Genomic DNA, 18,284 nt, shown 5'->3' on the forward strand with positions numbered 1-18,284 from the left:
CATGATTTAACCTAAATAGGTTTTTAATATCTTACTTCGGGAAGTATGTTTTAAACGTCGGATAGCTTTTTCTTTGATTTGGCGAACACGTTCACGTGTTAAATCAAAAGTTTCGCCAATTTCTTCTAAAGTCATAGGGTGTTGGTCGCCCAAGCCAAAATACAATCGTACAACGTCTGCTTCTCGTGGGGTTAAGGTTTCTAACGAACGCTCAATCTCAATACGTAATGATTCGTGAATTAATTCACGGTCTGGATTTGGTGATTCTCCTGAACGCAATACATCATAAAGATTAGAATCTTCGCCTTCAACTAATGGAGCATCCATGGATAAGTGGCGTCCAGAATTTTTCATGGACTCTTTCACATCATTAACCGTCATATCCAATTCCTTTGCAATTTCTTCTGCTGATGGCGGACGCTCATTCGATTGCTCTAATAACGCGTACATTTTATTGATTTTATTGATCGATCCGATTTTGTTCAACGGCAAACGAACAATACGCGATTGTTCCGCCAATGCTTGCAAAATGGATTGACGAATCCACCAAACCGCATAAGAAATAAATTTAAATCCACGGGTTTCATCAAATCGTTGTGCCGCTTTAATCAAACCTAGATTTCCTTCATTGATTAAATCGGGCAAGGTAAGACCTTGATTTTGGTATTGTTTAGCTACAGATACTACGAAACGTAGATTCGCTTTGGTTAACTTTTCAAGTGCGCGTTGGTCGCCTGCTTTAATACGTTGTGCCAATTCTACTTCTTCGTCGGCGGTAATCAAATCTACCTTTCCGATTTCTTGAAGGTATTTGTCTAAGGAAGCAGTTTCACGATTGGTAACCTGCTTGGTAATTTTGAGTTGTCTCATTATGTTCTTTCCTTATTAAATTAAAGTGTTCAGTTACTTTTACGTTAGTACCTTCAAAAAAGTTACACAAAAAGTAAAATTTGTTTTGTAAATAGTTATATAATGGGAATAAATCGACCTTTTCTTCAAAAGAAGTTAATAAAAAATCCCCGATTCAAGAAAGAATCGGGGATTGTATAAAGAATTAATTAATATTAACCTTCTTGATTTTGGTTGTTTTCACCTTTATTGTGAAACGGTTTTTTGTCCTCTCGAGGTGGACGAGGCAATAATTGTTTGCGCGAAACTTTTTCTTTTCGTGTTTTAGGATCGATTCCTAAGTATTTCACTTCGAATACATCATCCATATTCACTACGTCAGAAGGTTTTTCGGTACGTTCCCATGCCAATTCCGATACGTGTAACAGCACTTCATTGCCAGGAGCTTGGGTATATTCTACAACTGCACCGAAATCAAGCATTTTGATGACGCGCACTTCATAGGTTTCTCCCAATTGAGGTTTGAAGATAATCGAATCGATTTTTGCCAATACCATATCAATACCGTCTTGGTTTGTACCCAAAATTTCTACAATACCCTGCTCATCGACTTCATTAATAACGATTGTCGTTTGAGAAGCTTTTTGCAATTCTTGAATAACTTTTCCACCGGGGCCAATAAGCGCTCCAATAAAGTTACCTGGAATGGTTCGAGTAATGATTTTTGGCGCATGTGGTTTTACATCAACTCTTGGGGTCGCTAACGTTTCGGTTAGTTTACCCAAAATGTGCATACGACCTTCGCGTGCTTGATCCAAAGCTTGTTCCATGATATCATAGCGTAATCCGTCAATTTTAATATCCATTTGACAGGCTGTAATACCATCGGCTGTTCCCGTTACTTTGAAGTCCATATCACCTAAGTGGTCTTCGTCACCTAAGATATCGGAAAGTACAGCGAAACGTTCACCATCTGTGATTAATCCCATTGCAATACCCGATACTGGCTTAATCATTTGTACGCCGGCATCCATCAAGGCCAAAGTGCCCGAACAAACCGTTGCCATTGATGATGAACCATTTGATTCTAAAACTTCAGAAACCACACGAACCGTATACGGACAATCTGCAGGAATCATGTTTTTCAAAGCGCGTTGCGCCAAGTTTCCATGTCCAACCTCACGGCGCGATGTCCCGCGTAACGGTTTCGCTTCTCCGGTTGAGAAAGGAGGGAAGTTATAATGTAAATAGAAACGCTCTTCACCTTGCTCTGATGGTAAATCGATTATGTTTGCTTCGCGAGAAGTTCCTAAAGTAACCGTCGCCAAAGCTTGTGTTTCTCCACGGGTAAAAATTGCCGAACCGTGTGTTTTTGGCAAATAATCTACCTCACACCAAATAGGACGAATCTCTGTGGTTTTGCGGCCATCTAAACGAATTCCTAAATCAAGGATTACATTACGAACCGCTTCTTTTTGGCATTTGTATAAATATTTGCTTACTAAATCACCGTTTTCAGCTAATTCTTCTTCGGTGAATAAAGCAACTACTTCTTCTTTTACTAATCCAAATTTTTCGCCACGTTCTTGTTTTGAAGAAGCAGCTTGAGCAATGGCGTAGTATTTGTCATAACAAGCAGCACGTACTTTTTCGTAAACTGTTTTGTTCTCTTTTTCTGGCTCGTATTCCCGGTAAGCAGGAGTGCCAATAGCGGCGCGCATACGCTCTTGTGCTTCAATTTGAATTTTTATTGCATCGTGTGCAAACTTAATGGCGTCTACCATTTCTTTTTCGGAGATTTCTTTCATCTCGCCTTCCACCATACAAACTGAATCTTTTGAAGCACCAATCATCATATCAATGTCGGATAATTCTAATTGTGCACGACTAGGGTTGATGATGAGTTGGCCATTAACTCGGCCCACACGAACTTCAGAAATCAAATTGTAAAAAGGAATATCCGATACCGCTAAAGCTGCAGAAGCTGCTAAACCTGCTAATGCATCGGGCATCACTTCTTCATCGTGCGACATTAATTGAATCATGATTTGGGTTTCTGCATGATAATCATCCGGGAATAATGGACGCAACACGCGGTCTACCAAACGCATAGTTAGCACTTCAGCGTCACTCGGACGCGCTTCTCTTTTGAAAAATCCGCCAGGGAATCGTCCCGCAGCAGCAAATTTTTCACGGTAATCTACCGTTAAAGGTAAAAAATCAATACCGGGATTTGCAGTACGTGCAGAAACAGCTGTAGCCAATAACATGGTATCGCCCATGCGTACAACTACAGATCCATCTGCTTGTTTTGCCAATTTTCCGGTTTCAATGGAGATGGTTCTTCCATCTGCCAAAGTAATCGTTTCTTGGGTTACTTTTGGAATCATAAATAATTCAATAGGTTTTAAACATTAAGGTTAGTTGTGTTGTTGTTTGTTGTTGTGTAACCCAATGAAAAACTAAAACTTTTTTTCTTTTTTATTAAAAAAAAGAGGCGCGCAAGCACCTCTTTAGTTGTGTATTATTTTCTAATACCTAATTCTTTGATGATTTCACGATATCTGTTGATATCTTTATTTTTGAGATAATCAAGTAAACTTCTTCGTTTACCTACCAACTTTACTAACGAACGCTCAGTGTTAAAATCGTGACGATTTTTTTTCAAGTGCTCCGTTAAGTGGTTAATTCTAAATGTGAACAAAGCAATTTGTCCTTCTGCTGAACCTGTGTTTGCAGCAGCTCCTCCGTGTTTAGCGAAGATTTGTTCTTTTACTTCTTTAGTCAAGTACATGCTAATATTAATTTTAATAATTATTATGTAGATTGGGTCACTCCCAATTCGGGTGCAAAGTTACGCTTATTTTTGTAATGCACAAATAAATCGTTGGATTTAAAATAATTTGGCAACTTCTTGATTTACAAACTCCAAGAAATCTTCATCAGCTTTTGTAAATGGATCCAAGACATGACTATCAATGTCGATTTGGCCAATATTTACTCCTTTAACAAATAGAGGCACCACTATTTCTGATTTTACCGTAAAACTACAGGCGATGTAATTGTCTTGTGCTGAAACATCGGGAACTACAAAGTTGGTATTGGATTCGGCAACCTGACCACAAATGCCTTTTCCAAAAGGTATTACTGTATGGTCAGTCGGCGCACCTACATAGGGGCCAAGGTGCAAAGTTTTGGTCTCATGATTGGCAAAATAAAACCCTACCCAGTTGTAATAAGCTACGCTGTTACTTAAATACGCACAAAGTTCGTATAACTTTTCATCACGAGTTTTTTCCTCTTGATGTAAAATAGAGACAACTCCAATTTGTAATTTTTCAAAATGCATTTTTAGGTGTTTTTTGCAAAAGTAACCAATGCGATTTCGTATTTTTACCTAATTTTTGTTAAATAAGACTTCTTGAACACTTACGTTGCACAATACCGTCCTTTTTTATTCTTTTTACTGCGCTTTGCGCTAACCTATACGGTGTTGTCGTATTGCTATAGTGTATATTTAGATCAATTTAGTATCAAAGATAAGGAGGTTGATGGCATCACACAACTGGTAGCAGAACAAGCTAAAGATCTTTTACAATGGGTTGATTCAGGGGTTTATCTTGCACCAAATCCCAAAGAAGCTGGTTTAAAGTTATTTTTTCATAAGCGTTGGATTGCCCGAATCATTGAAGGGTGTAATGCTGTAAGTGTGATCGTGTTGTTTGTTAGTTTTGTTATTGCATTTAAAGGAAAACTTAAGTCAATGCTTTGGTTTATCCCTTTGGGCATCGTAATCATTCATGGAGCCAACGTTTTTCGAATAGCTGCATTAGCTGTTGCTTTATATCATTTCCCTAAAGCAGAACATTTATTGCATGGAGTTTTATTTCCATTGGTAATTTACGGTATCGTATTTCTTTTATGGATAATTTGGGTCAATCGATTTTCAATTTATGCAAAACACCATGTTTCAAAATAAATTACAAGTTGGGTTGTTGCTTTTTCTATTTCTACTATTAATCGGAATTAGAGCAGGAGAGTCCACATTCTTTTATGATCCTTTGCTGGCTTATTTCAAAGGCGATTTTCAAAATCAACCCTTTCCAAAGTTGGATTATTTCAATTATATACTTCATGTTTTTTTGCGGTATTTCATCAATAGTATATCGTCTATTGGTATTATTTATTTGCTATTTAAAGAACGGCAGTTAATCCGGTTTGTTTCCTTTTTATATGCGGGTATAGGCGCTGTAATGCTGGTTGTTTTTTCTGTAGTTATTTTCTATTTTGCCGAAACCAACAAGAACGAACTTTTTTATCTCCGCCGGTTTTTGATTCAACCGTTATTCTTGATGATTTTTATCCCCGCTTTGTATTACCAAAAAAAAATCAAAGTGCAGCAAAAGGTTGTTTAACCGAATTGTATCAATTTATTAGGTATTTGTATTACCTTTGTCCCATGTATTTTCGAAAGCTACTTAGCGGATGTATTGCAGTATTGATTTTGGTTGCTCAAATGGGTGTTGCCCTACACGTGCGTTATTGTGCGGGTGAAGTAGCAGCTGTAGAGACTGTAGTTGGCTTTTCAGAGATTACCAAAGATGTAGCCAAAAGTTGTTGTGGAGCTACTATAGAGTCCACAAAAAAAATGAGGTGTTGTACTGATAAGCAACTTACCTTCAAGGATACTTCGGCTAAGGTTTTAGTAAAAAATGTAACGCCTGATTTATTAGCGTTGGTTTTTGAATTACCCTCTTTTTATCTAAATTATCAGAACGAAATCGCAATACCGACTTCACAAAAGTTGGATTATTATTGTGATATACATGGTCCACCCTTGTACCAACGGTATTCCCAATTTGTTTTTTACGCTTGATTTAGTTTTCGCATTTAATTGTTAATTGTCGAATACTAAATTTATTGAATATGAAAAAAATAGCGTTTGTCTTGACGTTATTGACTTTCTTTTTTGCAAGTGCCCAAGAAAAATTGGACGAAGTAAAAATTGAAAACAAAAAACGAGGCATTCAAAAATCACTTTCCAAAACCACGAATACAACTACAGTAACTTCTAAGGAATTACTTAAAGCAGCATGTTGTAATCTTGCTGAAAGTTTTGAAACCAATCCGTCCATAGACGTTAATTTTTCGGATGCACTCACTGGGACCAAACAAATTAAAATGCTCGGACTTACGAGCCCGTATTTGTTGATTGCCGAAGAGAATATTCCTTCGGTTCGAGGAGCTTCCCAAGTGTATGGGCTGTCTTTTGTGCCGGGAACATGGGTGGAAAGTATCCAAATCACCAAAGGCGCCGGAAGTGTAGTAAACGGGTATGAAAGTATTTCGGGACAAATCAATACCGAACTCATCAAGCCGTTAAAAGATGTTCCTTTTTTTCTAAATACGTACGGAGATTCCGGGAATCGGTATGAGTTAAATACGCATTTTAATCGAAAATTAGGGCAACATTGGGCAACAAGTTTGTTCCTGCATGGGAATGCGCGTGTGGGGAAAAATGATATGAATAGCGATGGTTTTTTAGACAATCCTTTGGGCAAACAGCTCAACCTTACCAGCCGGTGGCAGTATACGAATGCTGAAAAAGGATGGGTTTCTTTTTTTAATTTTAAATACCTGAATGACCAAAAACAAACCGGTCAAATCGACTTTGATCCAAATAAACACCGAGGAACAACTACGTTTTGGGGCTCTGAAATTAATACCGAACGCTTTGATTTTTCGACCAAAACGGGTTATGTTTTCAAAGATATGCCCTATCAAAGTATGGGATTTCAAAATGCTTTTTCCTACCATAACCAAGACTCCTATTTCGGATTGCGTACCTACGCGATCAAACAACAAAGTGTGTACTCTAATTTTATTTTTAATTCCATTATTCAAAACACCCGAAATAAATTTGCTACCGGTTTGAATTTTACACTAGACCGATATAACGAATGGGTTAATGCTGCCGATTTCAGTCGCATTGATAATTCGATTGGCTCATTTTTTGAATATACTTTTGACAACGGAACTACATTAAGTTACATTTTGGGAGGACGTGTTGATTTTCATAATCGATTGGGGGTATTTGTAACCCCACGATTCCATTTGCGGTATAATCCCTGGGAATTTGGCGTTTTTCGGCTTTCTGCAGGACGCGGTAAAAGAGGAACAAATCTATTTGCTGAAAACCAACAATATTTTAGCAGTTCCCGCCAATTTATTATTCAAAATTCAGGTGGAAATCTATATGGTTTAGATCCAGAAATTGCATGGAATTATGGCGTGAGTTTTACCCAAAAATTCCGTATCTTTAATAAAAATTCTGAAGTTACCTTTGATCTTTACCGTACTGATTTTCAAAATCAAGTGGTTGTCGATGTGCTTCAAAATGCACAACAAGTTCTTTTTTATAATTTACAAGGGCGTTCGTTTGCCAACAGTTTGCAGTTGGATTTTAACATTGAACCGATTCATCAACTCAATATTCGAAATTCATATAAATATTACGATATTGGTACCGATTACCAATCAGGTCGTTTTCAACGTCCGCTTCAAGCAAGGCATCGTTTTTTCTCCAATGTGGAGTACGAAACCGAGGCCACCAATAAAGACCGTCTTTGGAAAATGGATGTGACCTACAATTGGATCGGGAGTCAACAATTACCCACTACCCAAACGAATCCTATAGGAGAACAAATGGGAGTCATGTCTCCTGCCTATTCTTTAGTTAATGCCCAAGTAACACGCGTGTTTTCTAAAGTTTTTGAATTGTATTTAGGGGGAGAAAATATATTTAATTACCGTCAGGAGCGCGCGGTTTTAGGGACTGATAATCCTTTTGGCAGCTATTTTGATTCCACTTTGGTCTATGCACCGGTTTTTGGACGAATGATCTATGCCGGTTTACGTTTTAAAGTCAAATAATTAAAAATTAAAAATATGAAAAAAATTGTAATTTTAATGGTGGTCCTTTTCAGTATTGGACTTCAAGCACAAGAACAGAAAAATAAAAATGCCAAGTATACGTTTGAAGTTAATGGCAATTGTGAAACCTGCAAAAAGCGAATTGAAAATGCCGCTTTTGGAGTAAAAGGCGTAAAGTCGGCGGTATGGAATATTGAAACCCATCAATTTGATTTGATTCTCAACGAAGAAAAAACGGATGTCTTAACCGTAAAAAAAGCAATCGTTGCTGTCGGTCATGATGTGGGTGAACTTAAAGCAGATGATGCAGTATATGATAAATTGCACCATTGCTGTAAGTATGAACGCAAATAAAATGTATCCCGAATTAAACTTCGGGATTTTTTTTGAATTAAAATTACATCTACATATCTTTTTCTAACTAATTATATACTCTTAGTTTATTTTGTTTTTACTTTCGCGGTCAATTACCTAATTAAAATTTACGAAATTTACCTGCTGTTTTGGTATGCTTAAATTCATCATAGTGTTTATAGCAATTTCCGAGACAAAAGCCGTTTGACGAATGGACATTATATGAGTAAGACTCATTTATTTTTAAATGATGTTTACAATTGCATTTAATAGTCATTGGATTAGAATGAAATTAAAGTTTTTTGGTCGGGCCTTGTAATTGCTAGATTTGTAGTTTATTTTGCACTGTTAAAATTAAAATGGAAAAACGTATCTTAATTAATCAATATCTTACTCATATCTATGAATATGCTAAGTTTGCCGTTTTATTTTTCTTGGTAACATTTGAATTCAAAGGATTTTCAATTACAACCCACTTTTTTGATGAAAATTTTATTTTGAGCCATGTTGAAGTACATCCATTTGTTTTAGCCTTTTTAATTTTGTCACTTTTCATAGTTTACAGAATTGCAGATTTTCAGTTTAACGCCCAATTATTCTTAGACGCTTTCCTAAAAAAAACATATATAAATTACCCAATAAATCAGATTAAAAAGAAAACATATGGCTCAGTATAAAAACATTCCTGCCGATGGGCTAGCCGGCTTAAAAGAATTTTACAAGACTGATGCAATTTCTGGATTTATTGTTTTCTTATTGGCTTTGCCTTTGAGTTTAGGGATTGCAAAAGCTTCTGAGTTTCCACCTTTAATGGGTTTAATTACAGCCATAATTGGAGGGTTAGTTGTGAGTTTATTGATGGGTTCACGTTTAACAATTAAAGGTCCAGCAGCCGGATTAATTGTTATTGTTGCTGGTGCAGTAAATGAATTTGGCGGTGGTGAAAAAGGATGGCATTTGGCATTGGGAGCTATAGTTGTTGCAGGTGTAATTCAGGTCTTATTTGGAGTATTAAAATTTGGAAGGTTAGTTGATTTTTTTCCGATTTCAGCTATTCACGGTATGTTGGCTGCTATTGGATTAATTATCATTGCAAAACAAATTCCTGTTTTATTGGATATAGATCCTGCTATGACAAAAGGATTAGGTCCATTGGGATTGTTTGCTAAAATCCCTGAGTTTTTTACTCATTTTAACCCTAAAGCAACCGCAATTGGAATTGGAAGTTTAGCCATAATGTTGGGTTGGCCTTATGTAAAAAATAAATATTTAAAGATCATTCCAGCACCTTTGATCGTTTTGTTTGTAGCGATTCCAGCAGATCTAATAATTGATTTTCAAATTTCGGAGCCGAAAAACGCTATAGTACACGTTGGAAATTTGTTAAATAATATTAGAGTCAATGTCGATTTTAGTGGTATAGCACAAACTGGGATATTTCTAAAATATGTTATTATGTTTGCATTGGTAGGAACGTTGGAATCACTTTTGACGGTAAAAGCTATCGATATGATGGATCCCTACAAACGAAAATCCAATGCTAATAAAGACATCATTGCTATTGGCGTAGGGAATACTTTAGCTGGAATTTTAGGTGGCTTACCCATGATTTCTGAAGTTGCGCGTTCATCTGCGAATGTGACAAATGGGGCAAAAACGCGTTGGGCTAATTTTTTTCATGGATTTTTCATTTTAGTATTTGTTTTATTGGCTTCCGATTTAATCGAATTAATTCCCAATGCCGCATTGGCAGCGATGTTAATTACTGTAGGAATTCGTTTAGCACATCCAAAAGAATTTATAAACATGTTTCGTATTGGTAAAGAACAGTCATTTGTTTTTTTAAGTACGATTTTCTTTACATTATATGAAGACTTATTGGTTGGAATTGCAGTTGGTATTGTATTAAAAATGATTATTCATCTTTTGAATGGTGCACCAATTTCTTCTTTTTTCAAGGCCCATGCAATGGTTTCTTTTGAAGGTAATGAATGTTTGATTGAAATAAATAAGGTTGCTATATTTTCAAATTTTTTAGGGATTAAACGAAAATTAGATGAGATTCCAGTCGGATTTAAGGTAACTATTGATTTAAAAAATGCTACGTTGGTTGACCACTCTGTAATGGAAAGTTTGTCTCGTTTTAAATACGATTATGAGGCTATAGATGGAGGAAAAGTAAACATACTGGGTTTAGATGAACTGCATCCTTTTTCGAAACATAAATTAGCCGCGCGTAAAAAAAAGTAGGATTTCATGTGAATATAAATGATAGCGTAACACATGAGAATATGTTGATTACTAATAGTGAGTCGTTTTTTGTTACTACTTTTTGTTATAATCTCTTGAAAGCAAAAATGGAACTGCCAACTCCTGTTGTTTTAATTAGAAAGGGCAAGTTAATTTTAGAGCAATGAATTCCCTGTTTCATTGTCGGTCTCTTTTTTTATAACTAAAATTTAATATGTCCATTAGAAAATAATACCTATTTTCACAAACAGAAATTTTAACTGAATGGATCACTTTGACTGGAAGCAACTATTTAATCCCGAGTTTTACATTTTATTGCAAATTGGCGGTGTAAAAATCGGATTATATGTTGTGCTGTTTATTGTCTTTGCAGAAACCGGATTATTAGCTGGGTTCTTTTTGCCGGGGGATAGTTTGCTTTTCCTTTGTGGAATTTATAGTAAATTGTTAATGGCAGATTTTGCAACGGGTAGTGATTTTATTGATGTTACTTTTTTAGCATTATTAATTGCTTTAATGGCCGTTTTTGGCAATATGTTTGGGTATTGGTTTGGTAAAAAAAGTGGTTCATACCTCTATAAACGAGAGGATAGTTTGTTCTTTAAAAAGAAATATTTATACCAATCCAAAGATTTTTTTGATAAATATGGCAGCCGTGCCGTTGTATTTGCTCGGTTTTTACCCATTGTTCGCACGTTTGCACCGGTTATCGCTGGAATCGTTGAAATGGATCGTAAAAAATTTATGTTTTATAACATATTGGGTTCGGTACTATGGGCTGTGATTATGATTTTTTCTGGTCATTTTTTATATGAGTTGTTCAGGGTGCAATTTGGTATCGATTTAAAACAGTATATCGAATATATTGTCATCGGAATTGTGATGGTTACTACAGTCCCTGTTTTGGTAAAAATACTTCGTAAGCGCGTATAAAAAAATCCGACCTTTTGAGTCGGATTCTTTTATTTATAAAGACTTGGAATTACATCATTCCCGGCATGCCACCACCCATAGGCATTGCAGGAGCAGCCTCTTCTTTGATGTCAATTAAAGCACATTCTGTAGTTAAGATCATTCCAGCTACGGAAGCTGCATTTTCCAATGCAACGCGCGTAACTTTTTTAGGATCGATAATACCCGCTTTTAACATATCAACATATTCGTCGGTTTTCGCATTGTAGCCAAAATCTCCTTTTCCTTCGGCTACCTTAGCAACCACTACAGAACCTTCAAGTCCAGCATTCTCAACTATAGTGCGCAAAGGTGATTCAATTGCTCGTGAAACAATTTGAATTCCGGTAGCTTCGTCAGCATTTTCGGGAGTAATCGAACTTAAAGCGGCTTTTGCTCGTAACAAGGCGACACCACCTCCGGCAACAATACCTTCTTCCACTGCTGCGCGTGTAGCGTGCAATGCATCATCTACACGGTCTTTTTTCTCTTTCATTTCTACTTCAGATGCGGCACCAACATACAATACGGCTACACCACCTGCTAATTTTGCCAAACGCTCTTGAAGTTTTTCACGATCATAATCCGATGTTGTGCTTTCAATTTGAGCTTTAATTTGATTCACTCGATTTTTGATCATGTCAACATTTCCAGCACCGTTAACCAATGTTGTATTGTCTTTATCAATGGTTACTTTTTCTGCGGTCCCCAACATTTCCATAGTTGCATTTTCCAATGTAAATCCGCTTTCTTCAGCAATTACAGTTCCACCCGTTAAGATGGCAATATCTTCCAACATTGCTTTTCTACGATCGCCAAAACCAGGTGCTTTTACAGCAGCTATTTTTAAAGCTCCTCGTAGTTTGTTAACTACCAAAGTAGATAAAGCTTCCCCGTCTACATCTTCAGCAATAATCAATAGGGGTTTTCCCGATTGAGCTACGGGTTCAAGTAACGGTAGTAATTCTTTTAACGAAGACACTTTTTTGTCGTATAACAAAATATAAGGGCGTTCTAAATCTACTTCCATTTTTTCGGCATTGGTCACAAAATAAGGCGATAAATACCCGCGGTCAAATTGCATACCTTCAACAACATCAACATAGGTGTCGGTTCCTTTTGCTTCCTCTACTGTAATTACGCCTTCCTTACCTACTTTTGAAAAAGCAGTCGCAATTAAATCTCCAATGACTTCATCGTTATTGGCTGAAATTGAAGCCACTTGTTTTATTTTTTCTGATGAACTTCCTACTTCTTGGGATTGTTTGCCAAGATCGCTTACGATTGATTCAACGGCTTTGTCTATTCCGCGTTTTAAGTCCATTGGATTAGCACCAGCAGCAACATTTTTAAGCCCTTCTTTCACAATTGCTTGCGCCAAAACGGTTGCGGTTGTGGTACCGTCACCTGCTAAATCATTGGTTTTAGAAGCTACTTCTTTAACCATTTGGGCCCCCATATTTTCAAGGGGCTCTTTTAACTCTACTTCTTTAGCTACTGACACACCATCTTTTGTTACGGTAGGTCCACCAAAGGATTTAGAAATGATAACGTTACGACCTTTTGGTCCTAAGGTTACTTTTACTGCATTTGCCAGAGCGTCAACTCCACGTTTTAACCCGTCGCGTGCTTCAATGTCAAATTTGATATCTTTTGCCATAGTTTTTTAATTTTTTGTTGAATTCTTAAATCGTTCATTAAATAATTGCTAAGATGTCGTCTTCGCGCATAATCAGGTAATCTTTACCTTCATACTTTAACTCGGTTCCAGCATATTTGCCGTATAATACCGTGTCACCAATTTTAACAGTCATTGTGTGGTCTTGTTTGCCATTACCCACAGCAACAACAGTTCCACGTTGTGGTTTTTCTTTCGCAGTATCTGGAATAATGATTCCTGCTGCAGTGGTAGTTTCTGCTTCTGCAGGCTCTACCATAACACGATCAGATAAGGGTTTAATGTTTAAAGCCATAATGATTTTTTTAAAGTTAATTTGCTCCTGACTATTCAGAAATTGTGCCAAGAGGTTGTGGTATGTCAATTTTTCAGTAGTACTGACAGGTTGAAAATAGGTCATAAAAAAAGTCCCAACGGGACTTTCTTTATTTTTTCTCCGGAGTTGCCGGTGGAGTGGTTGGTGCGGTAGATTTATCATCAGCCTTCTTCTCCGTCGCTTCTGCTTCGGTAGGGGCTTGAGACTGACTTGCGTCAATGATTTTGTTATTATCTCCAGAGGTTCCTGAAAAACTCAAACTGGATAGTAATACTAATAAAATCAAAGCACCCCCTAAAAACCAAGTACTTTTATCTAAAAAATCAGTTGTTTTCTGTACACCACCTAATTGTTGTGAACCTCCAAATGTTGAAGATAATCCTCCGCCTTTCGGATTTTGAACCATCACAACGATGATCAGAAGAAAACATACGATTGTAATTAATACCAAAAAGATTGTAAATGTGCTCATTACTTATTAATTATTGTTTTGTTGTATTTGTTGTATTTGTTGTATTTGTTTTATTGCTTCAATTCGGTCTGCAAAGAAACTACTTTTTTCTGGATATTTCAAAATTAAAATTTCATAAGCTTGAATTGCCCGATGATATTTTTTTTGTTCTAAATAGACTTTAGCTAGTGTCTCCGTCATTAAATAGCTCTTATCTTCAATTTCAACTGGATTTGCAGGAGGATTACTGTCTTTAGAAAGTGCAGGAATTTTGGGATTTGTTTCAATAAATTTATCGATTAATTCTAGTTTTTTTTGTCGATCGTCTGCCGCTATAGTTTCGTTATTTGATGGAATTTCTTTGCGCTCGATGGGTTTTAATCGCGATAGTTGCAACCATTCTTGAAAACTGTGCTTTTCATGTGGGTTAAATTCTAGCGGTTTTCCCAACTCTAATTTTACCTCGGGAGCGATTTCGGGTGTCGTAGTTTCTCCCGATTGTTTAATCGAAGCCCATAACGATTGTTCCAAAGAAGTTGAAATGGATTGCGTTTGGGAATTGGGATCTACCACTTCGAGGTCAATTACATTCAAATTCAACAATTCGGCTACTTTTTGATCATATAATTTGTTGTCTACTGCAGTAAAATGTTCCGTTGTTATAAAGTCAAACAAAACGCTGCGATCAGTTGTGAAAGCGGCAGCAACTTTGAGTGAGGCATTATAACGGAAACTATCTTGATTATATAAATGTTTTAATCGTAGAACACGTGCACTTTGAAAATACGGAAAGGTTTCGAGAACTTGATCTAACGCTTGAAATTGCCGTTCATTAATAGCGAATGGTTTATTGATTAAATAGGTGTAGTCCGTTACATTCATATTACCACTTAGCTAATGATTCGTTCATTACATCTTGAATTATTTGCGCATAAATAAAGTCGACCAATTCAGTCAGTTTGCTCCCCGTTAGCTGAGCGTCGCCTTCATAATCTTTAAAAAAAGAAAAACGTTTTTCAAAATTGTCTTCTTCTTTTTTAGTGTTTGTAAATTTTACTAAAACCGTAATGCTTAATCGGTTTTGAGCAGCAGTATAATTGGCCGTTGAGGTCATTGGTGCAATACGAAAATCGGTAATTTCTCCTTCATAAATCAAATCAGCTTTCGAATTGGTCAGCCCTAAACTCGTTTGGTTTTGTATTGTTTCTTGAAGTTTATTGGTAAAAACACGTTCAATCCCAGGCTCAACTAAAGGAGCAGTATTTTGAAAATATTTTACTTGAACGGTTTTGGCATCGGTTTGAATTCCAGAAAAGCTATAACTTCCACAAGCAGTTGTTGCAAGTGAAAGAAAAAATAAGAATAGGAATTGAAATGCTTTCATAAGGGAAATATAGGTATGCTAAAGTAATTTAATTTTTCTAAAAATAGAATTTTAATTGGATGATATCTTTTGTAGTTTTATTGGAGCAAGTAGTGAAGTTATTATTTTTTTCTACTGACGATTAGCACTACCGTACATATTGTTTTTAAAGATCAAACTGTTTTATTTTACGGTAAAGTGTGCGCTCAGAGATGCCCAATTCATCAGCAGCAGCTTTTCGTTTTCCTTTATTTCGTTCTAAAGCCTTCTTAATTAGTTCAAATTCTTTTTGTTCGAGGCGTAAAATTTCCTCTTCTTCAACAGTTTCAGCAAACAAATAATTTTGGTCCGTATCATCATCATGAAACTCTTCTTGTTGTGACGTCACATTGGGCTGATATACAGCAACTGCTGGCTCGGGATTGAAAAGCGTATTTTCTTCCGGTTTGCCATAAATTTTTTGAATTAAACTCGGATTAATATCCTGCGTGTTTTTTCCATTTTTCATCAACTCCAACGTTAGTTTTTTTAGATCGTTCAAGTCGCTTTTCATGTCAAAAAGTACTTTATATAAGATATCTCTCTCGGTTGAAAAATCACTATCCGATTTACTGTTGGGTACAATACTAGGTAAATTTCGATTGTCCAATGGCAGGTAAGAAGCCAAAGCTGTAGCTGAAATATCCCGTTTGGTTTCTAAAACCGAAATTTGCTCAGCCGCATTACGCAATTGCCGTATGTTACCACTCCACCGGTAATTTACAAGGTACCGAACTGCATCCTCCTCAAGTTTGATAGGAGGCATTTTGTATTTATGTGCAAAATCGGAGGCAAATTTGCGAAATAATAAATGAATATCTTCTTTGCGTTCTCGAAGTGGAGGTAACCCTATTTCAACAGTACTCAATCGGTAATACAAATCTTCCCGAAACTTCCCCTTTTCAATAGCTTCATGCATATTAACGTTGGTCGCCGCTACAATTCGTACATTCGTTTTTTGAACTTTTGACGATCCCACTTTGATAAATTCACCATTTTCCAAAACACGTAACAAACGCACTTGAGTGGTTAAGGGTAATTCGCCAACTTCATCCAAGAAAATAGTGCCGCCATCTGCAACTTCAAAATAGCCCTCCCGGGTATTGGTAGCGCCAGTAAACGAACCTTTTTCATGACCAAACAATTCACTGTCTATGGTTCCCTCCGGAATAGCCCCACAGTTAACCGCAATATATTTTCCGTGTTTGCGATGGGATAATGAATGAATAATTTTTGGGATGCTTTCTTTCCCTACACCACTTTCACCCACCACCAATACTGAAATGTCGGTAGGAGCCACTTGAATCGCTTTTTCCAAGGCACGGTTGAGTTTTGCATCGTTTCCGATGATTTCAAAACGTTGTTTTATACTTTGAATACTTTCCATATTTCAGTGGGTTAAAGCGTATTTTTGTTAATTCGATTGCATTTTTTCAGAGTAACTAACCGCATGGCCAATTAAAGTAGCAGAGGTGCAATCGGTAACTTTTACAAGTACAAAATCGCCGGGCTTGTAGTTTTCTTTTGGAAATACAACCACCGTATTTTGTGAATTTCTTCCACTCCAATGAGAGTCGGAGCGCTTGGACTCTTTTTCAATTAACACTTCAACTTCTTGACCCACAAAGCGACGGGTGCGTTCCCAACCTAACTTTTGTTGCAAAGCAATAATCTCATTTAAACGACGCTTTTTAACTTCTTCGGGCACGTCGTCTTCCATTTTTCGTGCGGCCAAAGTTCCTGGGCGTTCAGAGTAAGCAAACATAAATCCAAAATCGTATTTAGCATGCTCCATAAGGGAAAGCGTGTCTTGATGATCTACTTCGGTTTCTGTTGGGAAACCAGAAATCATATCTTGAGATAAGGAGATTTCAGGGATGATCTCATAGATTTTATCGACCAAGGCCATATATTCTTCTCGCGTATGTTGCCGATTCATGGCTTCCAATATTCGGGTACTACCACTTTGAACCGGTAAATGAATATACTTGCATATATTATGGTGTTTCGCCATGGTTTCAATTACCTCAATATGCATATCTTGCGGGTTAGAGGTAGAAAAACGAAAACGCATCTTTGGGAATTGTGTGGCACATTTGTCCAATAATTGGGCAAAATCTACAGCTGTTGCTTTTTGCATTTCTGTTGCTTTAACAAAGTCTTTTTTCAAACCGCCACCATACCATAAATAGCTGTCTACATTTTGGCCGAGTAACGTGACTTCTTTGAACCCTTTATTCCATAAATCTTGAATTTCTTCTAAAATACTTTGAGGCTCGCGACTACGCTCGCGCCCTCGAGTAAAGGGAACCACACAAAAGGTACACATATTATCACATCCTCGTGTAATCGATACAAAAGCATTAACTCCATTGCTGTTTAAGCGCACAGGTGCGATATCGCCATAGGTTTCATCTTTGGATAAAATCACATTGATGGCATCGCGACCTTCTTCAACTTCTTTTAAAAGATTGGGGATGTCTTTGTAGGCGTCGGGCCCTACCACCATATCAACGATTTTCTCTTCGTCCAAAAATTTTTCTTTCAATCGTTCGGCCATACATCCCAAAACCCCCACTTTCATGGTAGGGTTAATTTTTTTTACAGCATTATATTGCTCCAGCCGTTTACGAACCGTTTGCTCGGCTTTGTCCCGAATCGAACAGGTATTGACCAATACCAAGTCTGCTTCTTCGAGATTTTGGGTGGTGTTATAACCCTCGTTTGCTAGAATAGAAGCTACAATTTCACTGTCGGAAAAATTCATCTGACAGCCATAGCTTTCAATAAACATCTTTTTCGTGTTGCCAATACGCTCGTCCAAATTCAAACGTTGGCCTTGAATACTTTCATTAATTTCTTTTTCCATCAATCTATTGCCGTTCAATTGCGTGAAACGGACTGCAAAGATAATACTAAATTCAAAAATTATGACAAGATGTCAGTATTAAAGTTGAATTAAATTTCAATCTTAAATCAAGATTAAAATGACTAAACTAAATTATTAAGTTGGTAAACATTTTTATTTTGCATAGAAATTGAAGTTATATTTCATAGCGAATTAGTTCTAAAAAATAGTTGTAGCGTTGGTTAATGTTGA

General features: G+C 36.8%; 19 protein-coding genes. 8 read left to right on the forward strand and 11 right to left on the reverse strand.

The features are described 5' to 3' along the window. Positions 1-6 precede the first annotated feature (6 nt). The 4 genes from Q0039_RS04555 to Q0039_RS04570 all read right to left on the reverse strand — a co-directional run bounded on the left by Q0039_RS04555 (position 7) and on the right by Q0039_RS04570 (position 4,198). On the reverse strand, positions 7-870 hold the full coding sequence (locus Q0039_RS04555; protein ID WP_073363102.1) for a sigma-70 family RNA polymerase sigma factor: 864 nt from the start codon (positions 868-870) through the stop codon (positions 7-9). A gap of 194 nt (positions 871-1,064) precedes the next feature. Beyond that, entirely contained in the window at positions 1,065-3,239 is a 2,175-nt protein-coding gene (locus Q0039_RS04560) for a polyribonucleotide nucleotidyltransferase (RefSeq protein WP_297509751.1), read from the reverse strand. Positions 3,240-3,373: 134 nt separating this feature from the next. Next, positions 3,374-3,643 (reverse strand): 30S ribosomal protein S15, encoded by a 270-nt coding sequence (rpsO, locus tag Q0039_RS04565; protein ID WP_073363115.1) that lies wholly within the window; start codon positions 3,641-3,643, stop codon positions 3,374-3,376. A 99-nt stretch (positions 3,644-3,742) separates the two neighbouring features. Next, complete coding sequence (locus Q0039_RS04570) at positions 3,743-4,198, reverse strand: GAF domain-containing protein (protein ID WP_297509756.1); 456 nt, start codon at positions 4,196-4,198, stop codon at positions 3,743-3,745. A gap of 72 nt (positions 4,199-4,270) precedes the next feature. Here Q0039_RS04570 and xrtF point away from each other — a divergent pair, with 72 nt between their 5' ends. The 8 genes from xrtF to Q0039_RS04610 all read left to right on the forward strand — a co-directional run bounded on the left by xrtF (position 4,271) and on the right by Q0039_RS04610 (position 11,319). Further along, the gene (gene xrtF / locus Q0039_RS04575) at positions 4,271-4,828 is read left to right on the forward strand and encodes an exosortase family protein XrtF (protein ID WP_297509760.1); all 558 of its coding nucleotides are present in this window, start codon (positions 4,271-4,273) and stop codon (positions 4,826-4,828) included. Continuing rightward, a complete protein-coding gene (locus Q0039_RS04580; protein ID WP_297509763.1) occupies positions 4,815-5,264 on the forward strand; it encodes an exosortase F system-associated protein in 450 nt (149 codons plus the stop codon). The genes xrtF and Q0039_RS04580 overlap by 14 nt, the downstream gene beginning before the upstream one ends. 44 nt (positions 5,265-5,308) lie before the next feature. After that, positions 5,309-5,725, forward strand: coding sequence for a hypothetical protein (locus Q0039_RS04585; protein ID WP_297509765.1), 417 nt, complete (start codon positions 5,309-5,311; stop codon positions 5,723-5,725). Positions 5,726-5,775: 50 nt separating this feature from the next. Then, on the forward strand, positions 5,776-7,782 hold the full coding sequence (locus Q0039_RS04590) for a TonB-dependent receptor plug domain-containing protein (RefSeq protein WP_297509768.1): 2,007 nt from the start codon (positions 5,776-5,778) through the stop codon (positions 7,780-7,782). A gap of 15 nt (positions 7,783-7,797) precedes the next feature. Next, positions 7,798-8,136: a heavy-metal-associated domain-containing protein gene (locus Q0039_RS04595; RefSeq protein ID WP_297509770.1), complete on the forward strand. Its 339-nt coding sequence runs from the start codon at positions 7,798-7,800 to the stop codon at positions 8,134-8,136. A 359-nt stretch (positions 8,137-8,495) separates the two neighbouring features. Beyond that, positions 8,496-8,813: a hypothetical protein gene (locus tag Q0039_RS04600; protein WP_297509773.1), complete on the forward strand. Its 318-nt coding sequence runs from the start codon at positions 8,496-8,498 to the stop codon at positions 8,811-8,813. Then, positions 8,800-10,386 (forward strand): SulP family inorganic anion transporter, encoded by a 1,587-nt coding sequence (locus Q0039_RS04605; RefSeq protein ID WP_297509775.1) that lies wholly within the window; start codon positions 8,800-8,802, stop codon positions 10,384-10,386. Before Q0039_RS04600 ends, Q0039_RS04605 begins: the two co-directional genes overlap by 14 nt. A 264-nt stretch (positions 10,387-10,650) precedes the next feature. Beyond that, positions 10,651-11,319, forward strand: coding sequence for a VTT domain-containing protein (locus Q0039_RS04610; protein WP_297509778.1), 669 nt, complete (start codon positions 10,651-10,653; stop codon positions 11,317-11,319). 49 nt (positions 11,320-11,368) lie between these two features. Here the strand turns inward: Q0039_RS04610 and groL are convergent, their stop codons facing one another. From groL to miaB, 7 genes are all read right to left on the reverse strand, one after another. Then, positions 11,369-12,997, reverse strand: coding sequence for a chaperonin GroEL (groL, locus tag Q0039_RS04615; RefSeq protein ID WP_297509781.1), 1,629 nt, complete (start codon positions 12,995-12,997; stop codon positions 11,369-11,371). 37 nt (positions 12,998-13,034) lie between these two features. Next, positions 13,035-13,310 carry a co-chaperone GroES gene (locus Q0039_RS04620; RefSeq protein WP_297509784.1) on the reverse strand — a complete coding sequence of 92 codons (276 nt, stop codon included), beginning with the start codon at positions 13,308-13,310 and terminating at the stop codon, positions 13,035-13,037. 130 nt (positions 13,311-13,440) lie between these two features. After that, entirely contained in the window at positions 13,441-13,803 is a 363-nt protein-coding gene (secG, locus tag Q0039_RS04625; RefSeq protein WP_297509787.1) for a preprotein translocase subunit SecG, read from the reverse strand. A gap of 6 nt (positions 13,804-13,809) precedes the next feature. Next, entirely contained in the window at positions 13,810-14,664 is an 855-nt protein-coding gene (locus Q0039_RS04630) for a tetratricopeptide repeat protein (protein WP_297509790.1), read from the reverse strand. Between the two features lies 1 nt (position 14,665). Then, complete coding sequence (locus Q0039_RS04635) at positions 14,666-15,166, reverse strand: LptE family protein (protein ID WP_297509793.1); 501 nt, start codon at positions 15,164-15,166, stop codon at positions 14,666-14,668. A 145-nt stretch (positions 15,167-15,311) separates the two neighbouring features. Next, complete coding sequence (locus Q0039_RS04640; protein WP_297509796.1) at positions 15,312-16,571, reverse strand: sigma-54 dependent transcriptional regulator; 1,260 nt, start codon at positions 16,569-16,571, stop codon at positions 15,312-15,314. A gap of 27 nt (positions 16,572-16,598) precedes the next feature. Next, positions 16,599-18,053, reverse strand: coding sequence for a tRNA (N6-isopentenyl adenosine(37)-C2)-methylthiotransferase MiaB (gene miaB, locus Q0039_RS04645; protein WP_297509800.1), 1,455 nt, complete (start codon positions 18,051-18,053; stop codon positions 16,599-16,601). Between the last annotated feature and the right edge of the window lie 231 nt (positions 18,054-18,284).

Source organism: Flavobacterium sp., assembly GCF_027484945.1.
Classification (GTDB): Bacteria; Bacteroidota; Bacteroidia; order Flavobacteriales; family Flavobacteriaceae; genus Flavobacterium.

Excerpts from the sequence above, each read along its gene's own strand:
- Q0039_RS04555 (WP_073363102.1), bottom strand. The coding sequence starts at position 870 with ATGAGACAACTCAAAATTACCAAGCAGGTTACCAATCGTGAAACTGCT.
- groL (WP_297509781.1), bottom strand. The coding sequence starts at position 12,997 with ATGGCAAAAGATATCAAATTTGACATTGAAGCACGCGACGGGTTAAAA.
- Q0039_RS04590 (WP_297509768.1), top strand. The coding sequence starts at position 5,776 with ATGAAAAAAATAGCGTTTGTCTTGACGTTATTGACTTTCTTTTTTGCA.
- Q0039_RS04620 (WP_297509784.1), bottom strand. The coding sequence starts at position 13,310 with ATGGCTTTAAACATTAAACCCTTATCTGATCGTGTTATGGTAGAGCCT.
- Q0039_RS04635 (WP_297509793.1), bottom strand. The coding sequence starts at position 15,166 with ATGAAAGCATTTCAATTCCTATTCTTATTTTTTCTTTCACTTGCAACA.
- Q0039_RS04570 (WP_297509756.1), bottom strand. The coding sequence starts at position 4,198 with ATGCATTTTGAAAAATTACAAATTGGAGTTGTCTCTATTTTACATCAA.
- Q0039_RS04595 (WP_297509770.1), top strand. The coding sequence starts at position 7,798 with ATGAAAAAAATTGTAATTTTAATGGTGGTCCTTTTCAGTATTGGACTT.
- Q0039_RS04630 (WP_297509790.1), bottom strand. The coding sequence starts at position 14,664 with ATGAATGTAACGGACTACACCTATTTAATCAATAAACCATTCGCTATT.
- Q0039_RS04605 (WP_297509775.1), top strand. The coding sequence starts at position 8,800 with ATGGCTCAGTATAAAAACATTCCTGCCGATGGGCTAGCCGGCTTAAAA.
- Q0039_RS04610 (WP_297509778.1), top strand. The coding sequence starts at position 10,651 with ATGGATCACTTTGACTGGAAGCAACTATTTAATCCCGAGTTTTACATT.
- secG (WP_297509787.1), bottom strand. The coding sequence starts at position 13,803 with ATGAGCACATTTACAATCTTTTTGGTATTAATTACAATCGTATGTTTT.
- Q0039_RS04585 (WP_297509765.1), top strand. The coding sequence starts at position 5,309 with ATGTATTTTCGAAAGCTACTTAGCGGATGTATTGCAGTATTGATTTTG.
- Q0039_RS04580 (WP_297509763.1), top strand. The coding sequence starts at position 4,815 with ATGTTTCAAAATAAATTACAAGTTGGGTTGTTGCTTTTTCTATTTCTA.
- Q0039_RS04640 (WP_297509796.1), bottom strand. The coding sequence starts at position 16,571 with ATGGAAAGTATTCAAAGTATAAAACAACGTTTTGAAATCATCGGAAAC.
- rpsO (WP_073363115.1), bottom strand. The coding sequence starts at position 3,643 with ATGTACTTGACTAAAGAAGTAAAAGAACAAATCTTCGCTAAACACGGA.
- miaB (WP_297509800.1), bottom strand. The coding sequence starts at position 18,053 with ATGGAAAAAGAAATTAATGAAAGTATTCAAGGCCAACGTTTGAATTTG.
- Q0039_RS04600 (WP_297509773.1), top strand. The coding sequence starts at position 8,496 with ATGGAAAAACGTATCTTAATTAATCAATATCTTACTCATATCTATGAA.
- Q0039_RS04560 (WP_297509751.1), bottom strand. The coding sequence starts at position 3,239 with ATGATTCCAAAAGTAACCCAAGAAACGATTACTTTGGCAGATGGAAGA.